Origin of the sequence: Kitasatospora sp. NBC_01560, assembly GCF_045208415.1 — a bacterium.
Lineage (GTDB): Bacteria > Actinomycetota > Actinomycetes > Streptomycetales > Streptomycetaceae > Kitasatospora.
The window spans coordinates 1,257,643-1,270,422 of sequence record NZ_CP109364.1 but is presented as its reverse complement, the minus strand read 5'-3'; the positions used below and the strand labels follow the sequence as shown (position 1 = coordinate 1,270,422).

9 protein-coding genes and 1 pseudogene are annotated in these 12,780 nt (G+C 74.6%); 4 read left to right on the top strand and 6 right to left on the bottom strand.

Annotation, left to right across the window (positions count from 1 at the left end):
* Positions 1-28: 28 nt before the first annotated feature.
* The 6 genes and pseudogenes from OH807_RS05565 to OH807_RS05540 form a co-directional block, all read right to left on the bottom strand.
* On the bottom strand, positions 29-928 hold the full coding sequence (locus OH807_RS05565; RefSeq protein ID WP_406194612.1) for a fumarylacetoacetate hydrolase family protein: 900 nt from the start codon (positions 926-928) through the stop codon (positions 29-31).
* A gap of 25 nt (positions 929-953) precedes the next feature.
* Positions 954-2,189 carry a cupin domain-containing protein gene (locus OH807_RS05560; protein ID WP_406194609.1) on the bottom strand — a complete coding sequence of 412 codons (1,236 nt, stop codon included), beginning with the start codon at positions 2,187-2,189 and terminating at the stop codon, positions 954-956.
* Positions 2,186-3,175, bottom strand: a complete 990-nt coding sequence (locus OH807_RS05555) for a carbon-nitrogen hydrolase family protein (RefSeq protein WP_406194607.1) — start codon at positions 3,173-3,175, stop codon at positions 2,186-2,188. The genes OH807_RS05560 and OH807_RS05555 overlap by 4 nt, the downstream gene beginning before the upstream one ends.
* Positions 3,172-5,577, bottom strand: a complete 2,406-nt coding sequence (locus tag OH807_RS05550; RefSeq protein ID WP_406194605.1) for an FAD-dependent monooxygenase — start codon at positions 5,575-5,577, stop codon at positions 3,172-3,174. The genes OH807_RS05555 and OH807_RS05550 overlap by 4 nt, the downstream gene beginning before the upstream one ends.
* Positions 5,574-6,164 carry an acyl-CoA thioesterase gene (locus tag OH807_RS05545; protein WP_406210727.1) on the bottom strand — a complete coding sequence of 197 codons (591 nt, stop codon included), beginning with the start codon at positions 6,162-6,164 and terminating at the stop codon, positions 5,574-5,576. The genes OH807_RS05550 and OH807_RS05545 overlap by 4 nt, the downstream gene beginning before the upstream one ends.
* A pseudogene (locus OH807_RS05540) lies at positions 6,138-7,742 on the bottom strand (AMP-binding protein); the annotation flags it as partial. The gene OH807_RS05545 and the pseudogene OH807_RS05540, both read right to left, overlap by 27 nt.
* Positions 7,743-8,252: 510 nt before the next feature.
* Between OH807_RS05540 and OH807_RS05535 the strand changes: the two are divergent.
* The 4 genes from OH807_RS05535 to OH807_RS05520 all read left to right on the top strand — a co-directional run bounded on the left by OH807_RS05535 (position 8,253) and on the right by OH807_RS05520 (position 12,655).
* On the top strand, positions 8,253-8,573 hold the full coding sequence (locus tag OH807_RS05535; RefSeq protein WP_406194602.1) for a hypothetical protein: 321 nt from the start codon (positions 8,253-8,255) through the stop codon (positions 8,571-8,573).
* 3 nt (positions 8,574-8,576) lie between these two features.
* Positions 8,577-10,712, top strand: coding sequence for a hypothetical protein (locus OH807_RS05530; RefSeq protein ID WP_406194600.1), 2,136 nt, complete (start codon positions 8,577-8,579; stop codon positions 10,710-10,712).
* Positions 10,712-11,701 carry a hypothetical protein gene (locus OH807_RS05525; protein WP_406194598.1) on the top strand — a complete coding sequence of 330 codons (990 nt, stop codon included), beginning with the start codon at positions 10,712-10,714 and terminating at the stop codon, positions 11,699-11,701. Before OH807_RS05530 ends, OH807_RS05525 begins: the two co-directional genes overlap by 1 nt.
* A gap of 159 nt (positions 11,702-11,860) precedes the next feature.
* Complete coding sequence (locus OH807_RS05520) at positions 11,861-12,655, top strand: metal-dependent hydrolase (RefSeq protein WP_406194595.1); 795 nt, start codon at positions 11,861-11,863, stop codon at positions 12,653-12,655.
* Positions 12,656-12,780 lie beyond the last annotated feature (125 nt).

The window sequence follows — 12,780 nt, the reverse complement described above, 5'->3', positions numbered from 1 at the left end:
CGCGGGTGCCGGCCGCCGGGGCGCCCGGTCACCGCGCGTCGACGACCGGGTTGGCGAGCGTGCCGATCCGCTCGATGGTGGCCTCGACGAGGTCGCCCGGCTGGAGGAACTGCGGCGGCACCAGGCCGGCGCCGACCCCGGACGGCGAGCCGGTGGCGATCACGTCCCCGGGCTCCAGGGTGACCCCGGAGGAGATGTCCGCGATCAGCCGGGCGATGCCGAACAGCATGTGCCGGGTGTTGGAGTCCTGCCGCAGTTCGCCGTTGACGCGGAGCGAGAGGTCGAGCTGCTGCGGGTCGGGGATCTCGTCGGCGGTCACCACGACCGGGCCGAACGGGGCGTAGGAGTCCTGGCCCTTGGAGAAGAACCACTGTCCGGAGCGGCGCTGGTCGCGGGCGCTGATGTCGTTGACGATGCTGTAGCCGAAGACGTGCCGCCAGGCGTCGGCCTCGGTGACCCGGCGGGCCGGTTCGCCGATCACCACGGCGAGTTCGCACTCCCAGTCGAGCTGCTTGGTGAGCTCGGCGTTGTGCAGGATCGGCTGGCCCGGGCCGGTGACGGCGGTGGCCGGCTTGTCGAACAGCACCGGCCGGTCGGGCAGTTCGCGGTCGGTGTCCAGCGTGCGGTGCGACTCGGCCACGTGCTCCACGTAGTTGAGGCCGACGCCGACGATCTTGCCGGGCCGCAGCGGCGCCCGCAGCGAGACCTCGGTGAGCGGGCGCAGTGCCGGGCCGGGTGCCGCGGTGGCGAGCAGGGCGCGGGCGGTGGCCAGGGCGGGCGCGCCGGCCCGGACGAGGCCGAGCAGGTCGCCGGGCAGTTCGGCGCCGGCCGCCGCGGCGAGGGCGGTGAGGTCGGCGACCCGGCTGCCGAGCCGGGCGCCGAGGCGCGGGGTGTCCGAGCCGTCGGCGCAGTAGGTGAGCAGGTGCATGGTCGGGGCTCCTTGGGGGCGCGTCCTACGGGGCGGGGAGGGGCTGGTGTCCGTCGTGCTCCGGGTAGGCCTCCTCGCGGTGGAGGCCGAGCGCGTGCATCACCGGGAAGTCGTTGAACGAGAACAGACAGGCGTCCTCCGCGGGCTCGGCGTTCGCGTGCTCGTGCCAGGCCCAGGACGGGACGACGAAGATGTCGCCCTGCTGCCACGCGAAGCGCTGCCCGGCGACCACCGAGACGCCGCGCCCCTTGGCCGCCGTGTAGACCACCGAGCCGGTGTGGCGGTGGGCCCGGGTGGCCTGGCCCGGGCGCAGCAGTTGCAGGTGCGCGGACATGGTCGGCATCACCGCGCCGCCGGTGACCGGGTTGGTGTACTCCATGATCACCCCGTCGTACGGTGATCCCTCGGTGGTGCGGGCGAGTTGGCAGAGCGCCTGGTAGCTGGGCTCCCAGGGCCAGCCGAGCAGCGGGGAGTACGGCCTGGTCCACTTCTCCGTGCCGTACGGCAGCAGGTTGCCGCCGTAGCGGAGCAGCGAGGAGTTGATCACCTTGCCCGGCCGCTGGTACAGCTCGGGGTGGACTTCGTAGAAGTTGGCGTCGAGGGCGTTGACCAGCGGGATGTCCAGGCCGTCCTGCCAGATCACCGGGCCGTCGGTGGATTCGTTGCCGTGCTCGTGCCAGGTGCCGTTGGGGGTGATCGCGAAGTCGCGCGGGCCGACCTTGAGCTTCTGGCCGTCGACGACGGTCCAGGCGCCGGTGCCCTCGTGCACGAAGCGCAGGGCGGCGGCCTGGTGGCGGTGGGCCGTCATCGCCTCGCCGGGCCCCATGATCTGCAGGCCGGTGTACAGCAGGCCGACGGCGGCGCTGAGTTCGCGCCGGCCTGGGTTGACCAGCATGACCACGCGGCGGCCGGCGTCGTCGGCCTTGACCAGGGGCAGCGCCTTGCGGACCAGCGGGCGCAGGTCCGCGTAGCGCCAGAGCACCGGCACCGACTTGGGCTGCGGGTACCAGGGTTCGATCTCGTTCGCCACCGTCCAGAGGGCGCCGGCCTCGTGCTTGGCCAGCTCCTCGTAGAACGCGACGAGTTCGGGGCTCTCGGAGACGCGGGCCCGGCCGATCCGGTCGTCGTCGTAGCTGCCGGGGCTGCCGGGGCTGCCGGGGCCGCCGGCGGTGTCTGCGCCGCCGGGGCCGCCGGGGCGTGTGCTGTCGGGGCCGCCGGAGCCGTCCGGGCGGGCCGTCCCGCCGGTGTCGTGGCCGGTCATGACTCCTCCTCGGGGAGCAGCAGGGGCCGCAGCGGTCGGTCGTCCACCTGCAGCCGGAAGATGTCGAAGCGGTTGTAGTGGCCGACGATGTCGTGCATCTGCTTGGGCCGGATGCACCGGCCGAGATCGATCTCGGCGTAGACGATGCCCTCCTCGTCGACCAGCGGTTCGCCCACCGGGCGCCCGTCGGGGCCGAAGATTCCGGACAACGCGCTGCGTGGGCGGCCGAGTTGCTTGCGCAGCTGCTGGTCGTCCCCGGCGATCACGTCCACGATCCCGGGCGAGATCGTGGAGCAGGAGACCACGGTGAACACCTTGCCCTCGAAGCAGTGCGTGGCGGCGCGCAGGGCGATCGCCTCCGCCATGTCGTAGTCCTCGGGCGCCACCGGGAGCGCGATGTAGCTCGCGGCGTGAACGAGTTCGCCCTGGGCCAGCAGGGTGAAGCGGGCCAGCGGATTGGTGTTCTCGCCGCAGGCGAGCGCGCCGAGCGGGCCGACGGCCGTCCGGTGCACCTTCAGCGAGCTGCCGTCGCCCGGCGTCCAGGTCAGCTTCTCGGCCCAGGTGGGCACCAGTTTGCGGTGCACGCCGAGCAGTTCGCCGTCCGAGCCGATGATCAGCAGGGTGTTGTACAGGACGCCGAGGCTGTGCCGACCGCGTTCGTTGACGCCGATCACCAGCACCACGCCGGCCTGCCGGGCGGCGGCGCGCAGGGTGTCGACGTACGGGCCGGGGACGTCCACCGAGGCGCGGTACAGCCGCTCGTACCAGGGCGAGCCCTGCACGGGGTTCATCGTCCAGTTCCAGTACGGGTAGCCGGGGACGAAGACCTCGGGGAAGACCACCAGCGAGGCGCCGTGGCCGGCCGCCTCGTGGATCAGGGCGACGGCCTTGTCGACGGTGGCGGCCGGGTCCAGGTAGACGGGCGCGGCCTGCACCGCGGCGGCGGTGAAGCGCGGCAGGTGGGGGGCGGTGTCCGGTGCGGTCATCGGTCCTCCTCGGTCCGGCGCGGGCGGTCCGGCGGGCTGGTCCGGAGCGGGTCGCCGGCCCGGTCCGGGGGCCAGCGGCGGTGCACGGGGGCGGCGGCCGCGCGCAGCAGGTCGAGGCGCGGGGCGACCCGGTCGGCGCCCGGGCCCGGCGGCTTGCGGCTGCCCGCCGCCCAGGGGCCGGGCCAGCTGACGCCGGGGCCGGTGTAGTCCTGGTCGGCGGCGGCGTGCAGCGTCCAGAGCGGGTCGTACAGCTGGGCCCGCCCGATCGCGACCAGGTCGGCCCGCCCGGCCAGCAGGACGGAGTTGGCGTCGTCGTGGCCGGCGATCGCGCCGACGGCGACGGTCGGCAGGCCGGTCGCGCCGCGGATCAGCTCGGCGAACGGCGTCTGGTAGCCGCGCCCGTACGGCGGCCGCTGGTGCGCGACCACCTCGCCGGTGGAGACGTCCACCGCGTCGGCGCCGCCGTCCGCCAGTGCGCGGCAGATCGCGACGGCCTCCGGCCCGGTGGTGCCGCCGGGGGCCCAGTCGCTCGCCGAGATCCGCACCAGCAGCGGCCGGCCGGCGGGCCAGGCCGCGCGGACGGCGGCCAGTACCTCCAGCGGCAGCAGCAGCCGGTGCGCGAGCGGGCCGCCGTAGCGGTCGCTGCGGTGGTTGGTCAGCGGGGAGAGGAAGCCCGACACCAGGTGTCCGTGGCCGAACTGCAGCTCCAGGACGTCGAAGCCGGCCCGCGCCGCGCGCTCGGCGGCCTCGGCGAAGGCGGCGACGACCTCGGCCAGTCCGGTGGTGTTCAGGGCGTGCGGCCGCGGGCTCCCGGTGTCCCAGGGCAGCGGCGAGGCGGCGTGCACCGGCCAGCCGTCGGCCAGCGGGCGCCCGATGCCGTCCGGTCCGGGCACGGCGCTCGCGGCCCGGCGGCCGGCGTGGGTCAGCTGGATACCGAGCGGCGTGTCGCTCACCGTGCGGACGGCCCGGACGAGGCTGCGCCAGGCCTCCTCCTGCCGGTCGTTCCACAGCCCGGGGCAGTGGTCGGTGGCCCGGCCGGCCGGGCTGACGGCGGTCATCCCGGCGAGGACGAGCCCGGCGCCGCCGAGCGCGTGCGCCGTCAGCTGGGCCCGGTCGAAGGTGCTGGGCAGCGCGTCGGGGGAGGTGAAGGTGGCCAGCGGCGGCACCACCACCCGGTTGCGCAGCTCCAGCGCGCCCAGCTTCAGCGGCCGGAACATCGGCGGTACGCCGGGCGCGCTCCCGAACGCGGTGTCGACCGCGTCGACGAACCCGGGGTCGCGGGCCCGCAGGTTGCCGTAGGTGACGCGGCGGCTGCGGGTGAGCAGGTTGAAGGCGAACCGGTCGGGGCCCTGCCCGGTGCGCCGGGCCACCGTCTCGAACCACTCCAGGCTCGCCTGCGCGGCCCGCTGGGCGGACTCCACCACCGGCCGGCGGGCCGCCTCGAAGGACTCCAACGCCTCTTCGAGGGAGGGCTGTTCGTGCAGGCTGGCGGCGAGCGCGAGAGCGTCCTCCAGGGCCAGCTTGGTGCCCGAGCCGATCGAGAAGTGCGCGGAGTGCGCCGCGTCGCCGAGCAGCACGACGTTCCGGTGCCGCCAGGTGGCGTTGCGCACGGTGGTGAAGCGGATCCAGCGGGAGGCGTTCGGGATCAGCCGGTGGCCGTCCAGGTGCCCGGCGAGCAGCTCGGCGCAGCGCCGGACACTCGCCGTGTCGCTCTCGCCGCGCGCGAACTCCCGGGCGGCGAGGGCCTCGAAGCCGCCCCGGCGCCAGGCGTCCTCGGCCATCTCCACGATGAACGTCGAACGCTCCGCGCTGTACGGGTAGGCGTGCACCTGGAGCACGCCGAAGTCGTACTGCTCGACGATGAAGGTGAAGGCCTCGAAGACGCGGTCGGTGGCGAGCCAGATGTAGCGGCAGCTCCGCTCGTCCAGCTCGGGCCGGAACGTCCCGGCGTAGGCCGCCCGGGTGGCGGAGTGGATGCCGTCGGCGGCGACCACCAGGTCGTAGTCGGCGGCGAGGCGGGCGGCGGGCGGGGCGGGCGTGCGGTAGCGCACGTCCACCGCCAGCTGCTCGCAGCGCCGTTGGAGGATCGCCCGGAGCCGGTTGCGGTCCAGGGCCGCGAAGCCGTGCCCGCCGCAGGTGCGCACCTGGCCGGCGTAGCGGACGTCGATGTCGGTCCAGCGGGCGAACTCGGCGCCGATCGCGGCGAAGACCTGCGGGTCGGCCTGGGCGATGCCGTCCAGGGTCTCGTCGGAGAAGACCACACCGAAGCCGAACGCGTCCTCCCGGGCGTCGCGCTCGAACACCGTGATGTCGCGCTGCGGCGCCAACTGCTTGGCCAGCGCGGCGAAGTAGAGCCCGGCCGGGCCGCCGCCGATCACCGCGACGCGGCCGACGCCGGTCACCGCAGCACCTCGGGCCGCTGCACCTCGGACCGCTGCGGTCCGGCCTCGGCGAGCGCCCGCCGGACCGGCGCCGGCCAGGGCGCCGCGCCCTCGGCGTGCGGCGCCGCGTGCACCACCGACATCCGCCCGCTCGCGGCCAGGCCGTGCGGGCCGTGCACCTCGAACGCGTAGTGCAACGAGGAGCCGCCGACCCGGTCGACCCGCAGTTCGGTGCGGACGACGTCGCCGAACCAGAGCCGCTCGCGGTAGTCGGCCTCGAAGTGCACCCGGGGGATCCGGCCGAACAGGTCGGCCAGGCCGAGCCGGCGCAGCAGCTCCGCCTCCGCGGCCTCGGCCCAGCGCTGCACGGCCGAGAAGTGGTAGTGCCCGGCCGCGTCGGTGTCCGACCACTCGACCCGGCGCTCGACCGCGACACTCGCCGGTGCCGGTGCCGGTGCCTCCGGGGTTGCCGGTGTCTCTGCGGTTGCCGGTGCCTCCGGTGCCTCCGGGGCCGCCGGAGCCACCGCCGGCCCGGGTCCGGCCCCGTCCGCCGGCCCCGGCCGGTCCGGTCCCAGCGCGGCCAGGCGGCGCAGCTCGGCGCGGTGCAGCTTGCCGGTGGCGGTGCGTGGCAGCTCGGCGACGAACTCGACCGCCCGCGGGTACTTGTACGGCGCTATGGTCCGTTTGACGTGCTCCTGGAGGTCCCGGACGGCCTCCGGCCCGGCGGGCGCGCCCGCCCGCAGCACCACGTAGGCCTTGACCACCGCGCCGCGCCGCTCGTCCGGCGCGGCGACCACCGCGCAGTCGGCGACGTCGGGGTGGCCGGCGAGCACCTGCTCCACCTCGGGCCCGGCGATGTTGTAGCCGGCCGAGACGATCATGTCGTCGTTGCGCGCCTGGTACCAGAAGTAGCCGTCCCGGTCGCGCACGTAGGTGTCGCCGGTGAAGTTCCAGCCGTCCCGGACGTAGCCGCGCTGGCGCTCGTCGCGCAGGTAGCGGCAGCCGGTCGGGCCCTTGACCGCGAGCAGTCCGGGCCGGCCGTCGGGCACCGGCCGGCCCTGCTCGTCCAGCACCGCGGCCCGGTAGCCGGGGACGGGCCGGCCGGTCGCGCCGGGGCGGATGTCGCCGTCGGCGGCGGAGATGAACACGTGCAGCAGCTCGGTGGCGCCGATGCCGTCGATCAGCCGCTGTCCGGTGGCGGCGTGGAAGGCCTCCCAGACGGCGGCGGGCAGGTGCTCGCCGGCCGAGACGCAGCGCCGGACGCCCTCCAGCCGGCCGGCCAGCCCGGCGGCCAGGATCGCCCGGTAGGCCGTCGGCGCGGTGAACAGCACGCTGACCCCGTGCCGCCGGACCTGCTCGGCGAGCTGCTCGGGGGTGGCCTGCTCCAGCAGCAGCGAGGCGGCGCCGGCGCGCAGCGGGAAGACCACCAGGCCGCCGAGCCCGAAGGTGAAGGCGAGCGGCGGGGTGCCGCCGAACAGGTCGTCGGGGGTGGGCCGGAGCAGGTGCCGGGAGAAGGTGTCGGCGTTGGCGAGCACGTCGCGGTGGAAGTGCAGGGTGGCCTTCGGGCGGCCCGTGGTCCCGGAGGTGAAGGCGATCAGGGCGACGTCGTCGGCGGCGGTCGGCACCGCGGTGTACCGGGCGGGCTTGGCGGCGCAGCGGGCGCCGAGGTCCTCCGGGCCGGGCCCGCCGTAGGCCAGCACCGTCAGGCCTGGCGCCGCGGCGCGGGTCAGTTCGCCCAGGTAGCGGTGGTCGCAGAGGGCGAGGACGGGCGCGGCGATCGCGTGCACCTCGCGCAGTTCGGGGGCCCGCAGCAGCGGCACGGTGGTGACGACCACCCCGCCGGCCTTCAGGACGGCGAGCCAGCAGGCGACCAGCCAGGGGGTGTTGGGGCCGCGCAGCAGGACGCGGTTGCCGGTGGCCAGGTGCAGGTCCTCGGTCAGCACCCGGGCTATCCGGTCGACGCGCTCGCGCAGCTCGCCGTAGGCCCACTGCTCGGTCGGGGTGAGCAGGCAGCGGCGGTCCGGGCCGAACCGGTCGATCGTCTCGTCGAGCAGCGCCTGCGCGCAGTTGAGCCGGGCCGGGTAGGCGAGCTCCGGTAATTCGAAGAGGAGCTCGGGCCACTGGTCGGGGGGCGGGAGGTTGTCGCGACAGAACGTGTCCACGTGCGCGGAGGGGGAGAGCTCCATGGGCGGTCACCTCATCGGGCGAGCGGGGAGTGAGGCCAGTATGGCGCTTGGATGACGGCAGTCAATAGAGCTATACATGCATTCGGGCGACTGCGCGCCGCTTCGGTGGCCCGCGCGCGCCCCGCCCTGCCCCGCCGCACCTGCCACCCCGCCGCCCGACGGAGTCCGCAACCAGGCCGCCGACCGGGCCGCCGACCAGGCCCGCAACCGGCCTCCCGGCCCGGCCCGCAACCGGCCTCCCGACCGGCCCCCGCGGCCCGCCCGGCCCTGTGGGGACGGGGTAGTTGATCCCGTTTCGACTCCCTCGGCTACCGGAAGGTAAGCCTCTAGTACGATCGCGTCCACGACACCGTCGGGCGTCCGTTCCGCAGGCCGGGGAGCGCGTCACCCGGGTGCCGCGACGCCCTGAAGCGGCCCCCGGGCCCGCGCGACGCGTACGCGCGACGTGCATCGGACCTCGCGGCGGACGGCCGGCGGGACAGCGGGTTCGAACGGGGGAAACGAGCGGACATGAGTACACCCACACCGGCCGGCGGCGAGGCGTTCACCGTCAACGGCCCGGCCATGAACAGTGCGCAGACGGCACTGAACGGCATGGCACTGGACAGCAAGAACATCGGCGCGCTGGCGGACGAGTCGACCAACGCGGCCGCCGCGGCGCACCAGGGCTGGGACACGGCCGGAGCGCTGCGGGCCGCGCTCACCGAGTGGCACGAGCAGGTCGACCAGCTGACCGCGCGGCTGCACCAGAACAGCGCGGCGATGCAGCAGACCACGCTGAACTACCACACCACCAACCAGTCCATCGCCGACTCGCTCAAGGTGAAGTGACCCATGCTCGGATACGAGGACGTCCTCCACGCGAACCCTGCCACGCTCTCCACCGCGGCGGGCAAGTGGCGCGAGATGGCGCAGCGGTTCCACACGATGGAGACCACCTTCGACAGCGACGTGCTGTCGGTGACCCGCAACGGGCTCTGGCTCGGCGGCGCGGCCGGTCTGGCCGACTTCCAGTTGCTGGCCACCAAGGGCCAGATCGTCGCCGCCCAGGTCGAGGCGAACGCCATGGCCTCGCTGCTCGACGACGCGCACGCGGACTTCGACGCCGCGCAGAAGCAGGTCCGCGAGGCCGCGGACGGTGCCGTCAAGGCCGGCTTCACGGTCACCGGGACGGGCGTCGCCGTGCTCGACCCGAGCACGCTCGACCCGGGCACCCGGAACGACCTCCACCACGACGCCGACACCCAGCGGGCCTACCAGGAGGCCGCGGCGAAGTGGACCGCAGCCATCGAGGCCGGCCTCCAGCGGGCCACCGACGCCGACGCGCGCGCCGCCCGCGCGCTGCGCAGCGCCTCGAAGGCGGGCAGCATCGACAACTCCTTCAACGGCCAGGCCCTGGGCGGCGGCGACGCGGCGGACGCGCAGCGCGCCGCCGACCTCGCCACCCGGATCGACGGGCTCAGCGACGACGAGCGCGCACAGCTGGCGAACCTGATGAAGGCCAACGCCGACAGCCCGCAGTTCTCGCAGACCCTGCTGGACAGGCTCGGGCCCGACGGCACCCTGAACCTCGCGGAGAAGCTCAACGACCCCGGCAAGGACGGCGGGAAGAAGGCCGCCTACCCGGGGCTGCAGTCCGACCTCACCCGCGCGCTGGCCTCCGCCACCCAGGACCCGAACACCGAGTTCTACCGCAAGTGGCGCGAGGACATGAAGGGCGCCGGCACCAAGAACTACGGCTCCAACACCCAGCCGGTCTACGGCTACCAGATCCTCAGCACCCTGATGACCAAGGGCGACCCGAACGCGAACTACTCCTCGCCGTTCCTCGGCAACCTCGCCGACGACATCATCGCGAGCGAGAAGCAGCACCCGGGGCTGTGGAGCTACCGGGCCTCCCACGACGGCACCTCGCTGGGCGCCGACCCGCTGGACGAGGTGCTCGGCGTGATGGGCCGCCGGCCCGAGGCCGCGACCGCCTACCTGGACCCGGGCGCGGACGGCTCCAACCAGCGGCTGCACTTCCTGCTCAAGGAGCGCGACTGGCCGCAGGGCTACCTCACCGGTATGACCGGCGAGATGAAGATGCCCGACCCGCTCTCCCAGAGCGGGCTGGGCGCCGCGATCGAGGCCGCCACCACCGGCGAGCGGGCCGGCGCCGCGCACGACGGCAAGCACACCGACGCCCAGGCCCGGATCATGCACGACACCATCGTCACGATGGACGAGGACCACGGCGCCGACAAGATCAAGGACACCCTGCGCCAGCCGCTCGCCAACTCCCTCGCCGACTACGTCGGGGACACCCACGAGCTGCTCAACGGCCGCAACGACGTCTACAACAACCACACCGGGCACGACTCCGTCTGGAAGGACGGGGACACCGTGCGGATGGCCGTCGGTCAGGACAGCCTGGTCCGGTTCATGCGCGGGGTCTCCGAGGACCCGGCCGCCTACGGCACCCTGCACCAGGCGGAGACCGGCCGGATCTCCCAGGAGCTGGCGGCGATCGGGCCCAACCCCACCGAGGCCCAGATGAAGGACCCGATGGGCAAGGGCGCGGCCGCGCTCGGCGTGTACGACGCGATCCGGGCCGACACCGTGATGGACATGCGCGACGACAAGAACGCGCAGGCCGACTGGAAGGCCAAAGTGCTCTACCACACCATCGGCGCCCCGATCACTCCGATCGCACCGCTCGGCGACGCCGCCCAGCGACTCGTCGACACCTGGACGTACGAGGTCAGCCTGGAGGAGAAGGACCGGAACAACACCGAGGCGAACGCCAAGATCTCGGACACCTACCTGGGCGCCAACCGCGAGATGTCCGACCTGGTCGGCGTCTGGGCGCGGGACCGCGGCCAGAACCCGGACAGCCCGGAGATCAACTCGCTCCAGGACGACATGCTGAACAGCCGCAACCGCAGCAACGACACCGCCAGTCGGTACCTGGGCCGGGGCAACGCCTGATGCCCGTCCGGCCCTCCGGCCGGGCCGCTGCCGCCGCCGTCGCCCTGGTGGTGGCGGCGGCAGCGGCCGGCGCGGTGCTCTGGTGGACGCTCGGCCGCGACGACCCCGACCGCGACTGCGCCGGGCTGCGCCGCGACGACCGGATCCGCACAGTGCTCGGCGGCACCTGGCGCTCCGGCCTGCCGTGCGGCGAACTCGCCGAGGGGCTGCGCCGGGCCGCCGTCGGAGCCGGGCCCGGCAGCCACACGCCGGACGGGGCCCGCGCGCTGCGCGCCGTCCTGCTCGCCGCCGCCACGGGCCCGGACCACCGCGTCCACCCGGCGCTGCGCCGGCCGCTGGCCGAGGCCCTCGCCGACTACGCCGCCGACACCCACGCGGTGCTCACCGGCATCGACGACTCCTACCTGGCCCACGACGCGCCGGACGCCGACGTCTGGCAGGACGGCCGGGGCGTCCACGTCGCCGTTCCGAAGGACCGGCTGGTCGCGGTGGTGCGGGGGCTGTCGGAGGATCCGGCGGCCTACGCGGTGCTGCGGGCCGCCGACCTCCGGCAGGGCGCGGCCGGCCTCGGCGCCCTGCCGTCCGGGGCGTCCGGGGCGGCGCTCACGGACGCTGTGGTCCGTTCCGCCTCGCCCGCCGGGGTCTTCGACGGCATCGCCGACGACGCTCTGCGGGGCCGCGACGCTGCGGCCCGCGGGGTCTGGCGGGCGGACGCGCTGGGCGGGCTGGCGCCGAACGGCGACGTCCCGCCGTTCGGCACCGACCCGGCCGGCCATCTCGCCGAGGGCTGGTTGCAACGGGGGGCCGGCGCACCGGACGGCATCGCGGCCCTCCGCGACCAGGCCGCCGGCCTGGTCGCGCTGTGGGCCGAGGCCGTGCGCGCGGACACCGGCCGGATCGGCCTGCCCGCGCTCCAGGACCGGGCCCGCACCACCACCGACCGCGAACGCGTTGGGGTGAAGGAGCAGTTGAAGCAGGACGCCGGCTGATCCGGCGGGGCCGGGTGCGGTCCGGTGCGCGGGTGTCCCCGGTCCGGTGGGCCGGGGGCACCCGCGTTTCGAATTGCATGATCATCTGTCGATATGCTGCGAGGCCGTCGGGCACGCGGTGTGCCCGGCCACCGAGCCGACCGAAGGATGGTTCTCGCGATGATGGGACCGGCGCACTCGCTTTCCGGGGCGGCGGCCTGGCTGGGGGTGGGCGCCGCAGCGGCGGCCTGGGACCACCCGATGCCGTGGCCGGTGCTGCTCGCGGGGGCGCTGATCTGCGCGGGAGCGGCCCTCGCCCCCGACCTCGACCACAAGGCCGCGACCATATCGCGCGCCTTCGGACCGGTCTCCCGGACTCTGTGCGAGGTGATCGACAAGCTCTCGTACGCGGTCTACCGGTCGACCCGGGGCAAGCGCGACCCCCGCCGGTCCGGCGGACACCGCACGCTCACCCACACCTGGCTCTGGGCGGTGCTCTGCGGGGCCGGTGCGGCGGCGGTCTGCGTCTACGGGGGCCGGTGGGGCGTCCTGGCGGTGCTCTTCGTCCACATGGTGCTGGCCATCGAGGGGCTGCTCTGGCGGCACGCCCGGGTCTCCAGCGACGTACTGGTCTGGCTGCTCGGCGCGTGCAGCGCGTGGATGCTGGTCGAGGTGCTCGACCGGCCGGGCAACGGCGCCGGCTGGCTGTTCACCGAGCCCGGGCAGGAGTACCTCTGGGTCGGCCTGCCGATCGTGCTCGGCGCGCTGGTGCACTGCATCGGTGACGCGCTGACCGTCTCCGGCTGCCCGATCCTGTGGCCGATCCCGGTCGGCCGCCGCCGCTGGTACCCGATCGGCCCGCCGAAGGCCATGCGGTTCCGGGCCGGCAGCCGCGTCGAGATCAAGATCCTGATGCCGGTCTTCATGGTGCTGGGCGGGGCCGGCGCGGTGGGCGCCCTCGGCCTGCTCGGCTGACACCGCCCGCTCCCCGGTGGCGGCCCTTACGCCGCTCCGATTTGCGAACCCTTTACACTTCTGTAGAGCGATCGGCCGGGCCCGCGGGCCCGGCCGCCTCGCCGAACAGACCCCCTCACTGCCGT

Bases quoted from the DNA above. Each gene is read 5' to 3' on its own strand.
- OH807_RS05525 (WP_406194598.1), top strand. From the start codon at position 10,712: ATGCCCGTCCGGCCCTCCGGCCGGGCCGCTGCCGCCGCCGTCGCCCTG.
- OH807_RS05520 (WP_406194595.1), top strand. From the start codon at position 11,861: ATGATGGGACCGGCGCACTCGCTTTCCGGGGCGGCGGCCTGGCTGGGG.
- OH807_RS05560 (WP_406194609.1), bottom strand. From the start codon at position 2,189: ATGACCGGCCACGACACCGGCGGGACGGCCCGCCCGGACGGCTCCGGC.
- OH807_RS05555 (WP_406194607.1), bottom strand. From the start codon at position 3,175: ATGACCGCACCGGACACCGCCCCCCACCTGCCGCGCTTCACCGCCGCC.
- OH807_RS05530 (WP_406194600.1), top strand. From the start codon at position 8,577: ATGCTCGGATACGAGGACGTCCTCCACGCGAACCCTGCCACGCTCTCC.
- OH807_RS05535 (WP_406194602.1), top strand. From the start codon at position 8,253: ATGAGTACACCCACACCGGCCGGCGGCGAGGCGTTCACCGTCAACGGC.
- OH807_RS05565 (WP_406194612.1), bottom strand. From the start codon at position 928: ATGCACCTGCTCACCTACTGCGCCGACGGCTCGGACACCCCGCGCCTC.